This is a genomic window from Paenibacillus sp. NMA1017, assembly GCF_058895805.1.
The window spans coordinates 739,873-759,221 of sequence record NZ_JBZXYR010000003.1 but is presented as its reverse complement, the minus strand read 5'-3'; the positions used below and the strand labels follow the sequence as shown (position 1 = coordinate 759,221).

14 protein-coding genes and 1 rRNA gene are annotated in these 19,349 nt (G+C 42.0%); all 15 read right to left on the bottom strand.

The genetic code is table 11. From position 1 onward, the window contains the following. A 16S ribosomal RNA gene (locus AC5ELV_RS12200) occupies positions 1-184 on the bottom strand; the annotation flags it as partial. Between the two features lie 379 nt (positions 185-563). After that, positions 564-2,579, bottom strand: coding sequence for an NAD-dependent DNA ligase LigA (gene ligA, locus AC5ELV_RS12195; protein WP_493430396.1), 2,016 nt, complete (start codon positions 2,577-2,579; stop codon positions 564-566). A 90-nt stretch (positions 2,580-2,669) separates the two neighbouring features. Beyond that, positions 2,670-4,994, bottom strand: a complete 2,325-nt coding sequence (gene pcrA, locus AC5ELV_RS12190) for a DNA helicase PcrA (RefSeq protein WP_493430395.1) — start codon at positions 4,992-4,994, stop codon at positions 2,670-2,672. Positions 4,995-5,035: 41 nt separating this feature from the next. After that, the gene (gene pcrB, locus AC5ELV_RS12185; protein WP_493430394.1) at positions 5,036-5,728 is read right to left on the bottom strand and encodes a heptaprenylglyceryl phosphate synthase; all 693 of its coding nucleotides are present in this window, start codon (positions 5,726-5,728) and stop codon (positions 5,036-5,038) included. A 144-nt stretch (positions 5,729-5,872) separates the two neighbouring features. Beyond that, complete coding sequence (locus AC5ELV_RS12180) at positions 5,873-6,745, bottom strand: phosphatidylinositol-specific phospholipase C/glycerophosphodiester phosphodiesterase family protein (protein ID WP_493430393.1); 873 nt, start codon at positions 6,743-6,745, stop codon at positions 5,873-5,875. A 106-nt stretch (positions 6,746-6,851) separates the two neighbouring features. Continuing rightward, positions 6,852-8,252 carry an undecaprenyl-phosphate glucose phosphotransferase gene (locus tag AC5ELV_RS12175; RefSeq protein ID WP_493430392.1) on the bottom strand — a complete coding sequence of 467 codons (1,401 nt, stop codon included), beginning with the start codon at positions 8,250-8,252 and terminating at the stop codon, positions 6,852-6,854. Next, on the bottom strand, positions 8,249-9,157 hold the full coding sequence (locus AC5ELV_RS12170) for a glycosyltransferase family 2 protein (RefSeq protein WP_493430391.1): 909 nt from the start codon (positions 9,155-9,157) through the stop codon (positions 8,249-8,251). The genes AC5ELV_RS12175 and AC5ELV_RS12170 overlap by 4 nt, the downstream gene beginning before the upstream one ends. Before the next feature lie 371 nt (positions 9,158-9,528). After that, on the bottom strand, positions 9,529-9,606 hold the full coding sequence (locus AC5ELV_RS12165) for a putative holin-like toxin (RefSeq protein ID WP_354005523.1): 78 nt from the start codon (positions 9,604-9,606) through the stop codon (positions 9,529-9,531). A 204-nt stretch (positions 9,607-9,810) separates the two neighbouring features. Continuing rightward, positions 9,811-12,579: an LTA synthase family protein gene (locus tag AC5ELV_RS12160; protein WP_493430390.1), complete on the bottom strand. Its 2,769-nt coding sequence runs from the start codon at positions 12,577-12,579 to the stop codon at positions 9,811-9,813. A 283-nt stretch (positions 12,580-12,862) separates the two neighbouring features. Next, on the bottom strand, positions 12,863-13,261 hold the full coding sequence (locus AC5ELV_RS12155; protein ID WP_493430412.1) for a GtrA family protein: 399 nt from the start codon (positions 13,259-13,261) through the stop codon (positions 12,863-12,865). Beyond that, on the bottom strand, positions 13,254-14,246 hold the full coding sequence (locus AC5ELV_RS12150) for a glycosyltransferase family 2 protein (protein ID WP_493430389.1): 993 nt from the start codon (positions 14,244-14,246) through the stop codon (positions 13,254-13,256). The genes AC5ELV_RS12155 and AC5ELV_RS12150 overlap by 8 nt, the downstream gene beginning before the upstream one ends. A gap of 221 nt (positions 14,247-14,467) precedes the next feature. Further along, positions 14,468-16,690, bottom strand: a complete 2,223-nt coding sequence (locus AC5ELV_RS12145) for a DUF6311 domain-containing protein (RefSeq protein ID WP_493430388.1) — start codon at positions 16,688-16,690, stop codon at positions 14,468-14,470. A gap of 112 nt (positions 16,691-16,802) precedes the next feature. After that, positions 16,803-17,678 (bottom strand): dTDP-4-dehydrorhamnose reductase, encoded by an 876-nt coding sequence (rfbD, locus tag AC5ELV_RS12140; protein WP_493430387.1) that lies wholly within the window; start codon positions 17,676-17,678, stop codon positions 16,803-16,805. 1 nt (position 17,679) lies between these two features. After that, positions 17,680-18,699, bottom strand: coding sequence for a dTDP-glucose 4,6-dehydratase (gene rfbB / locus AC5ELV_RS12135; RefSeq protein ID WP_493430386.1), 1,020 nt, complete (start codon positions 18,697-18,699; stop codon positions 17,680-17,682). Between the two features lie 97 nt (positions 18,700-18,796). Next, complete coding sequence (gene rfbC / locus AC5ELV_RS12130; protein ID WP_493430385.1) at positions 18,797-19,345, bottom strand: dTDP-4-dehydrorhamnose 3,5-epimerase; 549 nt, start codon at positions 19,343-19,345, stop codon at positions 18,797-18,799. Between the last annotated feature and the right edge of the window lie 4 nt (positions 19,346-19,349).

Genomic DNA, 19,349 nt, shown 5'->3' with positions numbered 1-19,349 from the left:
TGTATCGGGTATTAGCTACCGTTTCCGGTAGTTATCCCTGTCTTGTGGGCAGGTTGCCTACGTGTTACTCACCCGTCCGCCGCTAGGTTAGTTAGAAGCAAGCTTCTAACTAACCCCGCTCGACTTGCATGTATTAGGCACGCCGCCAGCGTTCGTCCTGAGCCAGGATCAAACTCTCCATTAAAGACCAACCGAAGCTGGTTTATAGAAAGAGCGATAAGCTCATTTTTAATGCTAGCGATTCTTCTTTATAAAAGAAGAAATCTTTATTTCATCATCCATTTGTTCAGTTTTCAAAGAACTTATCTGTTCTCGTTCGTTCAACGAGCCAGGAATCAGATCATATCATGTTAGTTGCTTTCTTGTCAAATCTTTTTTTGATTATCTTTTCAGCAACCTCGCTTCAAGAAATGATATTCTCAAAGCAACGTCTAATAATATATCATGCCTAAAGTTATTTAGCAAGCATTTATTTATATCTATTTTATTTCCTAACTATACAACAGATAATAAGGCAGCCACCCCGCCCCAGAGCGGAATGACTGCACTCATTTGCAATCTATTTATTCTTGTTCCAGCAGTCTGATAAATTCATCCTCATCTTCTATGGTGTCAATTCCGAGCTGTTGGGCCTTAGCCAGCTTACTCCCAGCCTTTTCACCAGCTATGACTAGATCCGTCTTTTTCGATAGAGACCCCGCAACTTTGGCTCCCAGCGCCTCCAGCTTGGATGCAGCTTCGTCACGCGTAAGCTGATGCAAGGTACCTGTAAGCACGACCGTTTTGCCACTGAAAAAGCTGTCTGTCTTCTTCTCCTGTGGAGCTTTAGGGGCCTGAGCTTTCACCCCTAGAGACAGCATCTTTTCAATTCCCGCCTGAGTAAATGGATCGGCAAAGAAAGCAACAATGCTTTCGGCTACAATCCCGCCCACATCCGGTAGTTCTATCAGTTCTTCCACTGTAGCAGACATCGTCTTGTGCAAATCACGGTAGTGTTCAGCCAACATGCGTGTTGTCGCTTTACCGGTATTCGGTATACCCAGAGCATAAAGGAAAGAAGCCAAATCTCTCTCTTTACTCTTTTCTAGTGCCGCCAAGAGGTTACTGGCCTTTTTCTCACCAAACCGCTCCAGCTTTACAAGATCATCATATTGGAGTGTATACAAATCCGCAGGCTCGCGCACTTCCAGTTCGTCATGCAGCTGTATAGCCGTTTTGTCGCTGAATGTCTCAATATCCATAGCATCACGTGAAGCAAAATGGGAAATACGAGCCACAATTTGTGGTTTACAACCCAGCTTATTGTCGCAAAACAAATGGGCACCTCGCTGCTGCAACGGAAACCCGCAGGCTGGACAATGATCTGGTACGACAATTTCCTCCCCGTCGTTCTCAGATGTAACCTTTCCTAATATCTCCGGAATGACATCGTTTGAGCGGCGGATAAACACACGTGCACCCAAAGCAAACTTCAGGTTTTTGCGCTCGATGTCACCAGCATTGTTCAGTGTACAATTTTGTACAGTGACTCCCGCCATCTCTACCGGCTCTACCCTTGCAAGTGGGGTGATTTTACCGGTTCGTCCTACATTCCACTCAACCGAGTTAAGCACCGTTGTCGTTTCCTCGGCTTCGAACTTATATGCCACCGCCCAGCGTGGGAATTTATCGGTATACCCGAGAGCCTCACGTGTGCGCATATCTGTAATTTTCAATACTGCCCCATCAATAAGGTAATCCAATCCGGCACGAGATTCTTCAATTTCAATCAGTTGCTCCATTACATTTTCAAAATTATCAAAGTAAGTCAGATAAGGGTTTACCTTAAAATGATTTTCACGCAGGAAAGTCATCATTTCCTGGTGGCTGTTAAACTGGATACGGTCTGCATATCCCACATTGTAGAAAAATGCATTCAATCGCCGTTCTGCTGTCACTTTGGGATTCAAGTTACGCAAAGCGCCAGCTGCGGCGTTGCGTGCATTTTTAAGAGGGTCCGCGGCAGTCTCATTATATTTGGACAATACAGAGAGATTCATTATCCCTTCTCCCTGAACTTCAATAGTTCCATTTCGAAAAGGAATTGTAAGTGGCACGGATTTAATCGTTTTTACCTGCGCCAATATCCCCTCACCCACCACACCATTACCGCGGGTAGAAGCCTGTACCAGCTGTCCATCAGTATACGTCAGGTTCAGCGTCAGTCCATCGAATTTAAGTTCTATCGCATAGCCTGGAGATGGCAAAGGTTGCTCCGGGTTCTTCGTATTGTAATCATTGACCAGCTTCACGACACGCGCGTTCCATGCACGCAGCTGTTCCATATTCTGAGCTTTATCAAGGCTCCATAATGGGGCAAGGTGGCGATGCGGTGTGAAACCTTTGAGTAACTCCCCGCCCACACGCTGTGTCGGCGAATCCGGCAGCACAAGGCCGCTCGTCTGTTCAAGCGCTACCAGCTCGTCATAAAGCACATCATATTCTTTGTCGCTGATCTTGGGTTCATCCAGTGTGTAGTAATGATAGTTATATGTGTTCAGTTCAGCAACAAGCTGCTCCATCCTGTGCATTGGGTTCATGCAGGCGTATCCCTCCGGGAACTTCATCAGGGCAGAGGCCCTAAGCCAAGCTGCCACTCATGAGGTTCGAGATTTAATGATGTTTGAGAATTATTCTACTTTTGTAATCGGTGCAAAGCCAGCTAACAGTCGTTTAACCCCTACTGGAGCCGGGAAAGCAATTTGAAGTTCCATATCATTGCCCGTCCCTTTTACAGCTACAATAGTTCCAATCCCCCATTTACCATGCTGTACCTTGTCTCCAGCAGCAAAAATGGAGGGACCTCCTGCCGAAGCAGCCGGAGTGGGTTTCGCGGATGAAGATGTCGTTACTGTTACACGGGGCGACGCGGAAGCGGAAGAACCACTACGGCTCATCGTATCAAACGAGCGCTCTCCACCAAAGTTGCTGCCACTACCTTTATTCAGTCCGCGCCCACCATAAGATCCGCCTACATTGCCTGAACGACGGTAGCGGTCACGTTTGATGATCGTATCCTCTTTTAACTCGTCCGGAATCTCTTCGAGAAAGCGGGAAGGCGGGTTAGCTGTGGTGCGGCCAAACAGAGTGCGCATCTGTGCGCATGTAAGGAACAGTTGCTCCTCTGCACGGGTAATCCCGACATACGCCAATCTGCGCTCTTCCTCCAGCTCTTCGTTATCCAGAAAGGCACGACTATGAGGGAATACTCCCTCCTCCATACCGACAATAAATACGATGGGAAACTCCAGTCCTTTGGCGCTATGCATGGTCATCAATACAACCGCATCGCTTTGCTCTTCTTCATCGTCATTCATGGAATCAATATCGGCAATCAACGCAAGGTCGGTCAGGAAGGAGACGAGTGACTTGTCTTCCGCGCCTTTTTCAAATTCCATGGTTACCGACAGGAACTCATCAATATTCTCCAAACGTGAGCGTGACTCGAGTGTATTCTCGTTTTGCAGCTCCAATCGATATTGGGTGGTTTCCAGCATTTTCTCTGTTAACTCGGTAACCGACAGGTAGTCTACCATCCGACTTAAACCTTCGATCATATCGTAAAACTCTACCAACGCATTGCGCGTACGTCCTGCAAAGCCCAAATCGTCTACAACTTGAAGGACACGGAAAATCGAAACTCCACGTTCCGCTGCAGCTGCCTGCAATTTGCCGACGGTTGTGTCTCCGATGCTTCGTTTTGGCACATTAATGATTCGGATCAAGCTGATGTCGTCGTCAGGATTCGAGAGCAGGCGAAGATACGCCAGCAAATCCTTAATTTCCTTCCGATCATAGAACTTGATACCGCCCACGATCTGGTAAGGAATATCGGATTTAATCAAAATTTCCTCGACAACCCGAGACTGAGCATTCGTACGGTACAAAATGGCATGATGGCTATAGGTTTTGCCCGCATTAATATTCTTATGAATTTCGGAGGCGATAAAGTAGCCCTCATCATGCTCAGAATCAGCACGATAAACTTTAATCTTGGCGCCGCCTTCTTTGTCAGTCCATAGTTTTTTCGGCTTGCGGCCTGTATTTTGACCAATGACTTCGTTGGCAGCGTTGAGAATATTCGAGGTGGACCGATAGTTTTGCTCCAGCAAAATGGTGCGCGCTTCCGGGTAGTCCTCTTCAAAATTCAAAATGTTGCTAATATCCGCACCCCGCCACCGATAGATGGATTGGTCACTGTCACCTACTACGCAAATCCGGTGATGCTTGTCGGCCAACATTTTGCATAGCATGTACTGCGCACGGTTCGTATCCTGATATTCATCAACATGAATGTATTGAAATTTTTTCTGATAGAAATCCAGTACCTCAGGTACTTCTTTAAAAAGCTGGATCGTTGCCATGATCAAATCATCAAAATCAAGAGAGTTGTTGTTTTTGAGCCGTTGTTGGTACTTGGTATATACCTTCGCCACAATCCCCTCAAAATAGTCGCCAATCTTGCGCTCATACATTTCGGGAGTGACCAGTTCATTTTTAGCCGTACTCATCATTGACTGAACTGCTTTGGGTTCAAACTTTTTGGTGTCTATATTCAGATCCCTCATGCAGCTCCGAATGACAGACAATTGATCCGTAGAATCCAAAATGCTGAAATTCGAGGTGAAGCCAATCCGCTCGATATCCCGACGTAAAATACGCACACACATCGAGTGGAAGGTGGATACCCAAACATCTCTCCCCTGCGGGCCAATCAGCTTGGATACGCGATCCTGCATTTCACGCGCAGCCTTGTTCGTAAAGGTAATCGCCAAAATGCCCCATGGAGCCGTCTTGCGGGTCGCGATGAGGTAAGCTATTCGGTGCGTGAGCACCCGTGTTTTACCACTGCCTGCGCCAGCCATAATCAGCAGCGGACCCTCTACCGCCTCCACAGCCTGACGCTGAGGCGGATTAAGGCGAGCTACCGCCTCGTGTATATCTATTGATTGCATGCGTGCATGCTCCTTTCCCTGAGCTTCCATAAAATCACGTTCTATACTTCCAATTTCACAGCTACCGTCTCCAGCGCTTTCGCCAAGTCACGATAAATGATGTTTCCTACTACAATGGTGTCACAAACGGCAGCCGCTTGTAACGCGGTAGATTTATCCACGATACCTCCCCCGTATAGGACACGAGAATGCTCTGTACTGCGATGTATTTTCTGCACCAGCTCCATATCCCCAAAAGCACCGCTATATTCCACATATACAATCGGTAAATGCATGAGCTTGTCAGCAATCTGTGCATATGAGGCGGCAGATGAAGCACCCAGCGAAGTATCTGCTCCGGTAAGCTTAGCAACTGTAGAATCACCGTTCAAAACAATATATCCTTCCGTCACAAGCAAATCCCAAGGGATCATATAACCAAACTGCTCAATCGCTCGTTGGTGCTGTCCTAGAATCCAATTACTGTCAGTGGTATTTAGTACCATGGGAATCATATATAGATCAAACCCCGGCACAACAGCCTCCAGATCGGACACCTCAAGCACACACGGCACCTCATAACGCCGAACTCGCGACAGCAAATCCACCGTATTTTCATAGGTAATACCTGAGGAACCTCCTACCATAATCGCATCCGTACCCGACATACACACGGCGTCAAGCGCCTCATCATCCAGTTCCTTGTCAGGGTCAAGCTTAAACACATGCCTCCATGATTGAATTGAATCTGCCAACACACATTCCTCCAGCATCCATTGCTTTTGTCATGATCCAGGCGAGCCGAATTCCAATATCCAAAAGCGTTCTATGCTAAGTCTATGATAGTGCTTAAAAGGTGTCAATGTTCGTATCAAATGGGAACACACCGTTCAGACAACTCAGGGTCGTAACGCATACAACCAACTGCGTTCACTAAGTTCTTTTTCCGTTAAAATATCTGTATAGAAACCTCGTACACCCATCTGTTCATACTCAGCCGCATCCTTCAAATCATTAATGGTATTTACGTAGCACACTGCTCCTGCCTGACGCAAACTTTCCACTAAAGCACCACTCACCCGATTCTCTGGTAAAGTTACTGCCGTTATATCATTTTGTTGTACAAATCGAATGATCTGGTCGTCCTTATCTTCTGTGGCATAGAGCGTATAAATAATGGATGGGTAAGGATAAATACTTCGTAACGTTCGCAACATTTCTTCATTATAAATTTGAGGAACAATACGGGACAAAAGCTCGGGGTTTTTCTCCTGTGCCTGACGGGTCAGTTGCGCAAACAACTGTTTGATTTGGACAGGGTCCTGTTCTTTCGTATCGGTCACAATATAAGCATCCGGGTAGGTTTCCAATAAATCCAATACATCCTTCCAATCTACTGGGGTATAGGAACCGTGTATGGGGGTGTTCTTGAATTGATGATAGCTCCAAGGTTTTCCGCCCTGTTCCTTAGCAACTGCGTGTTCCTGTTGCATTTGCTCTGTAAAAGATTCTGTCCATTCATGGCGCGCCACCAATTGTCCATCCGAAGTAAACATCAGGTCGACCTCGAATACGCGACTGCCTTTTTTATAATTTTCCACAAACGCTTCACGCGCATTAGTATAGGCCAAACCATCAACGGCCCCCATGGCATGCGAAATCACGCGGTGCGTGGTAAAGCCAGCATGTTCTTCTGTAGATTGTCCTTTGTAAGCCAGTAAAAATGTGCCGGTTAACATTAAAAGAATGACCGTAGCAATCAGTCGTTTCATAGGGTGTCACATCCTTTTCGTACAGGTCAATACCCCACATACGGATACTCAAAACAACTGTCAGACGCAAAAACACCCTCCGGCTAAACCGAAGGGTGACTCTGGATTAATACGCGTTCTTGAAACCGTTGCGAATCGTACGGAAAATAATTTTAATATCGAATAAGAGCGACCAGTTCTCAATATAGAAGATGTCATGCTTAATTCGTTCCTCAATAGATGTATCTCCACGCAACCCGTTGCTCTGTGCCCAGCCTGTGATGCCGGGACGAACATGATGCTTCACCATGTATTTTGGAATTTCCTCACGGAACTGATCCACATAATAGGGTCGTTCTGGACGTGGACCAACGACACTCATATCACCCAGCAGAACGTTGAAAAATTGAGGCAGCTCGTCGAGACTCGTTTTACGAATAAAAGTACCAAAACGTGTGCGTCTTGGGTCATTAGCAGTCGTCCAGCCCGTATCTTCAGTTCCAGGAGGTAATACCTTCATCGAACGAAATTTGTACATTCGGAAAGTGCGACGGTTCAAGCCTACTCGCTCCTGCTTAAAAATGATGGGCCCTCTGGATGTAATCATCACACCAATCGCCACTGCCAGCATGATCGGAGAGGTCAGGAAAATCGCGAATAAAGAGAATGAAATATCGAACAGACGCTTAAACAATCGATTCCCCGCCACATCCAGTGGAATATCCCGTACATTGATCATTGGCATACCTGCAAAGTTGTCAAAGTACGGGCGAGCCGGCAAATAATCGAAAAAGTCGGGGATTATAAGCGTGCGCACCCCAGCCTTTTCACACATGTTGATAATCTTGGGGTACTTATCATGAGCATCCAGCGGCAGCGCCAGAATGACCTCGTCAATCATCAGACGCGACAGCGTAGCCTCCAATTGATCTAAGCCTCCAAGAATCGGGCGGAAATGCGCTTCTTCCTCTTCACTCCAATGCCGCTTATCATCCAGAAACCCCACGACCTCGTATCCCAGATCAGGATACTGTCCAAGATTATGATAAAATCGTTGGCCTAGAGTACCCGCTCCGAGAATAAGCATGAACTGCTTGTTGTATCCTTTTTGACGGAGAGCTTTAAGAACTTGCTTCAAAAAGAACCGGTAAAACAAAATAAGCAGCACGTTTCCAACCATATAGATTGCCAGATAGGACCGCGAGATGTCGATTTGCTTCACGAAGAACATCACACTCAACAGCACGAACAGGCCAACCATATGAATTTGGGTGACGCGGAATACGTCATCTGCAAAACGCTTTTTGCGTTTGGGTGAATAGAGCGAGAATAGCATTCCCAATACTACGGCAATCAGGCCGTAGATTAAGCTCCAGCCTCCATATACTTGAATAGGAAGCGGTTCTTTATAGGTGATCCATTCACTTTCAAATTTGAAAAACCAAGCGATCAGAAAGGACAACTGAATGACCGCGAAATCCGCCACAATATATAATTGGGTTAAAAAACGCTGATTTCTGCGTATCATGCTTTCACCTCAGTATGAGATTGTTCCCCGCCGTCCGGCTTGACCGGTGCAGACAACTTATTTTTTAGAAAGGCCATTCCAAACTTCACCGTAATTCCCGCATATACAGCCATATTGGTGATCCAACTGTATTGCTGTTTATAATGCTTACGATGAAATACCCACATAGCTCTATGAAACTCATAAATAATTTTCAAAGGACGACGGCGAGCACTGCCCCCTTTGATATGAATAATATATGTGCGCGGGTAGTAGTAAATGCCCCACCCGGCTTGCTTAATCCGGTAACACCAGTCAATGTCCTCACCATACATAAAAAAGGTTTCGTCCAAGCCGCCGACCTGGTCAATCGTCTCCCGGCGCACCAGCATAAAAGCACCTACCAGTACATCTACTGGATACTCATCATCCGGGCTTAGATGCCCAAGCTGATATTGATTGTACTTCGGGTTATCCGGGTAACGCTTCGACCAGCCAAAAGCGTAGTAAAAAGAAGCTGACGGCGTTGGAAAGCCACGCTTACACGCCTTATCTAATGATCCATCCGGCAAGATGACCTTACAGCCCGATGCTCCCATCTCCGGATGCGTATCCATAAACTGAATCATTGTATCCAGCGTGTCCGGTTGCACCAACGTATCGGAATTCAACAGCAATACATAGCGCCCGTCAGCTACTTCCATTCCCTGGTTGTTCGCCTTGGCAAAACCTGTATTGTCTTTATTGGCTATCAACGTAATCTCCGGGTACGCAGCACGAATAGCCTCAACAGACCCGTCACTGGAGTGATTATCAATAACAATCACTTCATATCGGTACTGCGACTTTGACGCATACACCGACTGCAAACAATCCAGCGTCAATTGACACGTATTATAGTTGACGACCAGTATGCTTACATCCATATTTAAAACGCTCCTGACAAATTCAGTAATCTATTCTACTATCGCCTATTATAGCATACCGCGCGGACCACGGGGCGCAAAAAAGCACATAACTTGTAACCTTACATAGTTAGTAGAATTTCACAAAATTCGATTCCTGTCGCTCCAAAGTGCAAATATAGACGAACGAAACCATTTCGATCTATATGTTGTTCATTGGAATTCGTTTACTAGATTTTTGTAAAATCCTCGGTTGAGGTCTAAAATTCATCGTGGTAAGATATACATGGAAAAAGGGCTGGTGCCAGCCAGCCCCTGCGCAACCAACGCTCCAAGAGCGGACGGTTTTGGAACAATCAGGCCGAAAATAGACCCTTCCTTGCGGGGGCGGTCTATTTTCGTTTGTTAAACTCTAACAGTGTGACGATTAACGCCCCGAACGTCAGCATTAAACTGAGCGCCTCAAACACTGTCACAGGCTTCACCCCCCTTCTCGGGAGAGTTAGCCGACCGCCCTTGCCAGCTCTATCGGTTGCACGTTTCAATTATACTATATTTTTCCATAAAGGAACACGCATTCGATGAGATTTCGATTAAATATTCAAAGAGTCCCCCATTTACGGAAGGACTCTAGTCTAGGATGTTTAGCTATTTATATAATCTCGCAGCTCAGCTTAATTTAACAACTTAGAAATGAGATTATATTTTAAAATGAGATCCGATATTTTTATTTTATGATTCATCTCTTTTCTAATCTTTTCAGGCTCGGTACTATTGTTGTCCAGCTTGAAATTTTGCCCACTGACACTTACTAATCCGTTCGTTATAAAATCTCCATTACGGAATGCAACAGAACGCTCCTTTTGTGTCGCAAAAATATTTCCCCCCATAAAAACATTCTTGTCATGCTCTATTCCTAGTAAGTACAGCAACGTTGGAGTAATATCCAAATGACTGGCATTCGTCTTGATAACTTGAGGCTGGACATTCGGAACATGAACAATAAATGGTACCTTATCTGAAAGGACCTGATCGGCAGATGTATCTGTATATGTGGTTACCTTAGCAATTTCGCTAAGACTAATACCGGAGTCATGATCGCCGTAAAAAGCAATTACAGTATTATCGTACATTCCCGCTGCCTTGAGTTTATCCACGAATTCACCAAAAGCCTGATCGGCATAATGTGCGCTATTCAAATATTTTTCCACCATTGTTCCCTTAAGTTCAGGGCTTGAAAATTGTAGCTTATCAGGAAGTGTTTCCGTAAATGGATGGTGATTAGTTAGCGTAATTAGAAACCCGAAAAACGGCTCCTTCTCCTCCTTCATCTTTTCAATCGCTTGAACAAAAAAGGATCTGTCAGAGATACCCATACCTAGTATTTCACTGCTATCCAAATTTTCTTTGAAATAAGATTTATCAAATCCTAAAATCGAATGCATATGGATTCGATTCCAGAATGCCCCATCATAACCGTGGGCAGAAAACGTATGATACCCATACTCTGATATGATTGCGGGTAATGCATTATAATTATTATCAGTATAAGTAGTGTAAACAGAGCCACTACTTAACGGGTACAGAGAGTTAAGAGCTGTAAACTCCCCGTCTGAGGTTCGCCCTGTGTTTGTCTGGTCATAGAAGTTGGAGAAGTAGGTACTTTCACTCACAAACCGGTTAATATTCGGCGTGATTTCCTTATTGTCTACTTTAAGCCCAATTAGAAAATCCTGAAATGCTTCTGATTGAATAAGTATCACGTTCTTGTTTTTTGCAACTCCAAAGTTACTATCTTTTACTAGGCTTGGTTTATCTTTAATCCATTCTTTGACTTCCTCAAAATCACTGTCTTTTATCGAACCTTGGAAGTATTTATTCTTCACATAGGAAATCATATCAAACAAGTGATAATTAAGAAGTCCCAGATCTTGTGCAATCGGTTTGTTTTGATATCTTGCCGTATAATTTTCCCCTTTTACCACTGGAGTTAGAGAGTATATAGACCATACGAGGATAGCAACAGTGGCTGCACAGATTACGACATTTTTTTGGCTTCTCCAAGAAATTGAAACAGGGTTTCTAATTAAGTAATAAATCGGAATAATAGCCAAGAAATCAGAAAATAGGTACAAGATATACTGCCAATCTAGAAGTTCTCTAATGCTTTCTGAAACACTTGACAATTGAGTTGCATTCTGAACAGAAGCAACTGTGAGAATATCCTTAAAATAATTGTTATAAACCAAATCTGCAAACAAAAGTAAACTTATAGCTATATTCACTAAAATGACAGTGAAAAAACGAACTCTCCATTTTCGTATTAAGTTTAACAATAAGCAGATAATCAATATTATGCTGATAACATATGCAGGGTACACTATTACTTGCTGGTTAATAACTTGCAAGGTACTCCAATTTACTTTCAAATAAAGGGAGCAAAAGAGCCATAGGGTATCAGCACGGTGGGCTAAGCCGTTATAAATCCCTCTATTTGTAGGCTTGAATGCAAATGTTTTGAGCTGAATAGACTTTATTAATAGCCACAACACATATCCTCCCAGGAAGTATAACGAGTAAAGCATAATAGGATTCACTTTTTTTATATTTGATAGAGGTTCACCTATCCCATTAGGTACGTCAAACCAAAATTCTCCTTCTTTCACCATCGTCCAATGAACAATATAATCCCCGTGCTTCTGAGGTAATGAATAATTCACTGGTAACCTGATCTCTTGTCCCGGTTTCACTTCTTTGGGTAAGTGTGTACGAATGCCATCGAAAATAATAGATTCATGATTTAAATTCATAACATGATAAGAAAAGCTTATATCCTCTCCTACATGCCATGTAGCTGAACCAGTATTTTTAAAGGTAATATCGGTTTTATGAATATTATCAGTAAATGCTATCAAATTCGATTGATGGTTTGTGATTATGTAGCTGTAGTTTTGGGTTGTTTGTATACTCGTTCTACTCAATTCAATATTAGAATTATTGAGTTGTTCCTCATTTTTATCCAGAACTAAGAAATCCAAAGTCAGTTTCTTAGCAATAAACTCTCGTTGGTCTGGAATCGCAATACTTGTGGTCAATATTCTGGACTTACCAGCTGGGATATCTTGGTCAAACTCTGTAACTTCCCCATTTGAAAGTAAAACCCTCTCATTTTCATCCATTAACCTGTAAGTTAAGTAATAATCACCTTTTTGTAAGTTTTCTTGTCCTGTATTCTGTAAAAGAATAGAAAAGCTTAACTTTTCATTTTTTTTAATTTGGGATAAATCAATTTCCTGTATCGATCTATCTTGAATGATAGCCTCAACAGATTTCTTATCTGTAAGTCTGGAGGCTACGGCTTGACCATCAATATCAATTTGAATGATTAAAACATTTACTAATACCAGACTTAATATCAATCTAACTAAACATTTCGCGAACATGGTTTTTGTTACCTTTCTGTAATAAAATTATGTGTGTTTTATCTTTATTCGACAAAATAGTATAAACTCAATAGTACTTTAGTACCTATACCCTGTCAATTAACTCTACAAATATTCAGCACACATTCAGTTTGGCTAGTTACTATATTACAATTTGTAACCTGTGAATTTGATTACGATGAATACAAAAAAACCATGAATGAATTTAAGTACTATAGAGAGTCCGTAAGACTAACCAAGTACACTAAAAAACACTCATAGCTCTATAATTTTATATAATAATCTACTCTGCTTTTGCAGCAACCTTGAAAGTCCAAATTTGGTTCAAAATAAAGTTATTTAGAGCGACTACAATGGTCATTAATATGACACCAAGAATATAAGGCCAGTGAAGCAAATTAACGGTTATATAAAGTACTAATATATTTAATCCCAGCCCAACCAGGGATACAATACTGTATCTAACAAACTGCGATCTATTTTTATTTGCTATTTTATAAGTCCAGGTCTTATTCAAATAAAAAGACATAACTAATACTAAGAGAAAACCTAATATAGAACTGACAATAGGCTGTATATGCAGCCATTCAACCAAAGCTACTATTGTTAATACATGAACAATGGCACCTAAGCCACCGACCACCGAGTACCTGACGAACTTTAGTATTTGCTCACTATACATGAATATTTTCATTTGATGTCTCGCTTCTTTTTCTAAATTCAAAATTTGCCGAACGATTAGCTCCGTAAGCCTCTTCAGAAATAATAAATCTTGGACGTTGTTTAACCTCTTTATAGATTGCAGCTATATACTCTCCGATTATTCCAAGACAAATCATTAAGATGCTTCCTGTAAATAATACTAATAAAATAACAGTGGTAAACCCTGTAACGGAGTGACCTGTTATTTTGTTAGCAAGTGTTTGAACACCGAGGATAGCCGCCAAAACTAAAAAGATTCCTCCGAATATAGTAACGATACGCAACGGAATGGATGAAAAGGAAACTACTGCATTTACAGCTAGTTTAATGAGCGAAGTAATAGACCAATTCGTTTTCCCGGCCACCCGGGCGGGTACTTCAAAATAGATTTCAGTACTTTTAAATCCAAGCCATGCCGCCATACCCCGAAAGAAGATGTTACGCTCACCCATTTTTTTCCAGGCTTCGACGACTTTTCGATCTAATAGTTTAAAATCGGAAGCTCCCTTTAATGTATAGCCCGATAGTCTATCTATAATACTATAGAAGATATTAGCCCCTACCCTGTTAACAAAAGATTCTCTACCTCTGTCTTTCTTAACAGCTTCAACCAAGTCATTTTCATGCAAATCCCACAATGAAATCATTTCATAAATTAGACTTGGAGGATGCTGTAAATCGCTGTCCATTATAATCACGGCATCCCCAAGCGCTTGCTCTAACCCGGCACATATTGCAGATTCTTTCCCAAAATTTCTTGAAAATTTAAAAGCTCTAATATGGGGACTTTTATTAGTTAGGCTCTCCACAATTCTCCAAGTACTGTCTCTAGAACCGTCATCAATAATGACTACTTCGAAATTATATCCAATATTCATCATCACTTCACTTATATTCTCAATACTAGATTCGATATGTTCTTCTTCATTATAGACAGGTATCACTAATGAAATTAATTTATTCAAAAAAAACGCCCCAATCCTTTTTCTTTGAGAACGGACTCCGTCTGAGTATATATTATTACAAAGTCACTCTATATTTACCTAGTATAATTGTACTAGAAAGCAAAATACCTGCCTGTTTAAAATAATATGTTTGCTGAACAGACAGGCTTAGCATCCAAGTTAAATATTTATTACAACCTGATTCAGATATCACATTGAATTCACAAACCGGATTTAGCTCCCTAATCAATTTTTACAGATTTTACTGCTACACCTATTGTTCTACCATCCTGATTAACTCCCAGGTTTTTAGGAGATGTTGCATCAGGGGTCTGAATGGTTAAAACAAGACGGGAGTGCATCATATCTTTTGGAATCGAGAAACGATAGCTGTTATAGGAATCAATGGAGGTATCCTCCACTTTCTGCCCATTTGCATAAATCAGTACTCTTTGTTTTTTCAATTCTCCGCCTACAAGTGGGCTCATTTGGATCGATACATTGAGATCCTTTTCAGGTTTTTTTATTGAAAAACTCAAACTTGCTTCTTTTCCCTCAGTCCAGGTCCAATCTTGTTCTGTTGGTCCCCAGCCCTCTAGTTTATAACGTTCAGATTTCCCATCTGTTCCAAAAGCAACGGTTTCCCCAAGCTTATATTGATCGTTTTGCTCCTGATTACTGTAAGCAAATAAATTCTTGTCAAGTTTCCCATTTGGGATTAATACATTAAATCCATCCACAGCAATAAAAAGATCGTTAATTCCCTTGTGCTCTAAAGTGACTCTTTTCAAAGAATCACTAACAATATACACGCTATGAACATCCCATTTCCCATTTTGATAATTATCTAGTAAGGTTTGCTTATACTGTGCTCTTGATTTTTCTTCTCTAGCAATATAAAAAGAGTTTACAGTCATGTGTTTCTCTGCAGCCAACATTGAAAATGCAACAAATTGTTTACTAACATCTACAGGTACGAACACCAAATTCCTATACTCATCCCCGTCAATCTGAGCCCACATTTTGGAACTCAACGGGTTGTCCACCGCTACTTCGCTCGCATATATGGAATGATATGCTTTAAATATACCTGATAGGTCTACAGATTGAATGATTAAGGCCAAGACTAAAAGCACTGCTGCACTCTTAGCTCTGGTATGCTTGATAATTAAATACAGAATAGTAAATAGGATTAAATAATTAACTGGCCAGAAAAAGCGCCCGGAGGCTCTAAACATACCTAACACTTTTAATACTAATTCCGGTAAAGGGATCTTTAAAAGAGTTAGGGAACCGAAAGTGACTGTATGAGTTACAGCAATCAATCCGAAAATAACACATACTACGATTAAAGAGAATGCCTTTTTAAATGGAAAATTCACCTTCTGGTTAATAGCGATATAAAAAGCACTAACCAAAAGAAGGATGACTCCTGTTCCTAAATAGTTAAAACCCTCGTATTGTCCGTCTGTAGCGTTGGGTAGATCCTTAAATATATATTGAGACCAGCCCTGGGGGTTAAAAAGCGAATCCACATTCATTGAGTAAAAGCCATAGCCATCGGCCGAACCCGAGGCCCCAATATAAAAATAGCCGATAAGCCAAAGAATAAACACCACGAGAATACTCGCACTTAAAGCATACATTACACATTGTTTTATCGTATTGATATGAAGTATAAACAACTCTACTAATTTAACAATGAACAGTATAAAAACCATAAAAAATAAATAAGGATGAATAAGCAAACTTAGGGAAATAGATACCAGCCATTTCCAGTGCTTATAGCTACTCAGATACAAGTATAAAGAGAACAATATGATCCAGTGCCCCATCAAAGCCTCATGCCCCGAGGCTCTCCAAAGCATAATAGGACTCAAAATAAAAAACATAGCTCCTAAAATTTGAAGAGAATGATTATTTGTAATTTTTTTCAACAAGAACCATCCAGCTATACCTTGAAGTATATAGCTAATAAAAATCCAAATCCCAAAATACTGGAATATGTTAGGTAGGAGTGAGGCGAACGGTTTAAATATAAAAGCGAAAAGCGGAATGGAGTCAGTGAAGGTTAATGTTGTGCCTTTAGGAACATTTAAATTATCAATGACACCTGGAGGTAACCCCCAATTCTGGCTTCTAAAGAAATGCCATCCCAAAAAATGCTGCGCAGGATCGTCACGGGTTAGTAGCCAATTTACATTGGTTGGATCGAGAACCTTAATACCTAAAATACATATAAAAAATATAGCTCCCAATACACCACTAGCCAGTAATGAAATAATATCTTTATAATTTGCAGTCAATTCATTAGATTTCATATTCAGTATATAGATGCCTAAGCTTAGCATCATGCAAAGCCAAATAGGAAAGTTATAATAGCTATTCTGCCTCCAAAGTATGGATGTAACAACAATACAACTTACAATGAAAGTGACTCTTAAACCTAGTGACTGATATTTCATGATACCTCCGATGTATAGATTAATATTGCTCACTAAACACTTAAAGAAGCTCGGAAAAGAAGCTTCTTTAAGTGTTTAAATCCGATTGAAATGATAAGATTTAGAATTAAACCTAGAATTGACTTGTTGTTTTCAGTTCTTTCATGAAAGCATGTAGTCCGTCACGCCATGAACGAAAATCCTGTAGTTTATTACTACGGATCGCAATATGGTTCATAACAGAATTCCGCGGGCGTGCTGCCGGTCTCGGAAATTGGTCTGTTGTGCAAGGCTCGAGTTGTGCGGTTATTCCTACTCCCAAAACATCGGTAGCTTCTTCAAAAATAGCCTTCGTAAATTCATACCATGTACAAGCTCCGCTTCCTGAGGCATGATAGACACCATATTTCTCGGTTTGAATCAATTCAGCGAGGAACAAGGCAAGGTCTACAGTGTACGTAGGCGAGCCCTTCTGATCATTTACAACCTGAAGTTTCGGTTTTTCCTGTCCAAGTTTCAGCATTGTCTTAACAAAATTATTGCCATGTAAGCCATACACCCAGGAGGTACGGACAATAAAATATTTGGAGGATAGCGTCTGGGTAAGAATCTCCCCTGCTCGTTTGGATTTACCATAGATACTTTGAGGGTTCTTATTATCATATTCATGATAAGGCTCCTCCGATGTTCCATCAAACACATAGTCTGTGCTAATATAGACCAGCTTAGCACTAGTCTTTTCCGCAGCTAACGTCATATTGCGGGTCCCCACAGCATTTACCTGGTACGCACAGTCTACATCAGTCTCTGCTGCGTCCACTGCCGTATACGCTGCACAGTGGATAACAACATCTGGTTGATGCTGCGCAACAATTTTTACTGCCTGCTCCAGATCTGTTATATCCAGCTGTTCCCGGTCATAGCCAAAAACCTCATGTTCCTGTTCTTGAAAAACCTTGACTACGTCTGTGCCAAGCTGGCCGGAAGCCCCAGTGACCAAAATCTTCATGTTACGCATCCCCCAGACGAGACCCGTATTGTTTGGCATAATATTGCTGATATACACCCGATTGAATACGTGTCCACCACTCTTGGTGCTCCAGATACCAGCGAATGGTTTCCTTAATTCCCGTTTCAAAGGTATGTTGAGGCTTCCAGCCCAGTTCATTCATCATTTTAGTCGGATCAATGCCATAACGACGATCATGTCCTGGGCGGTCCTGAACGTAAGCGATTAAGGATTCCGACTTGCCCAGCTCTTCCAGAATGGTTTGCACAATGTGGACATTTGTACGCTCGTTATTTCCTCCAACGTTGTACACCTCACCTAATTTCCCCTGATGAATGACAAGGTCAATAGCACTGCAATGATCTTCAACAAATAGCCAATCACGAATATTCAATCCATCCCCATATACCGGAAGTGTTTGTTCGCTAAGTGCACGAGAAATCATCAGTGGGATCAGCTTTTCAGGAAACTGATAAGGACCATAGTTGTTGGAGCAACGGGTAATGTTGACAGGTAGGCCAAATGTTTCGTGATACGCTCTAACCAGTAAATCGCTCCCCGCTTTGGAAGCGGAATAGGGACTGTTGGGTTGAAGGGGCGTCTCCTCTGTGAATAATCCGGTCGCCCCGAGTGAGCCGTACACCTCATCAGTGGATACTTGGACAAACTTGGTTACTCCATACTTTTTGGCAGCGTCCAGCAATACCTGTGTACCTAGTACATTAGTTTTCACAAATACATCCGGCTCCAGAATACTCCGATCCACATGTGATTCTGCCGCGAAATTCACCACTACGTCTATTCCCTGCTGCATTAATTGGTCGATAGCCTGTGTATCAGTAATATCTGCTTTAACAAAAAAATGTTTGGGGTTCTGCTCAATAGATTTAAGATTTTCAAGATTTCCCGCATAAGTCAGCGCATCCACATTCACAATTTCATAGTCAGGATGCTGTTTTAGCATATACATCACAAAATTACTGCCAATAAATCCGGCACCGCCGGTAACCAGAAGCTTCATAAATAACCTCCTAAACGATCTATATGCCGCAGATCCTATCTGTATATAAACAAGTCGCTCTTTATTGTAAAAACAAGTGTTCTTTTCTTCGGGTTTTTTATACAAAATTGAGATCTGCATCAGCAAGAACAGGATGCTTTTTATCTTTATCCGACAAAATCGGCTTGGACACAGGCCAATCAATTCCTAACGCATTATCATCCCACAGTATTCCACGATCATGCTCAGGCGAATAGTACTCATCTACTTTATACGCTACTTGTGTGTTCGTCGCCAGTGTACAAAACCCATGTGCAAAACCTTGTGGAACAAGCAGTTGTCGATAATTATGCTCACTTAAAATGACGCCGACCCATTGACCAAAGGTTGGTGAATTTTTACGTATATCAACGATAACGTCATAGATCGCCCCCGTTAATACACGTACCAGTTTCGTCTGTGCCTTAGGAGCTAGCTGATAATGCAAACCGCGAATAATCCCTGCTTCAGCAGATAAGGACTGATTATCCTGTATAAAAGAATAGTTAATATGATGCTCTTTCATCACTTTTTCATTATAACTTTCCATAAAAAAACCACGGTGGTCCCCATGTACCACAGGTTCAAGTAAAAAAGCCCCCTCAAGCTTCAATGGTATCACCTGCACTAGA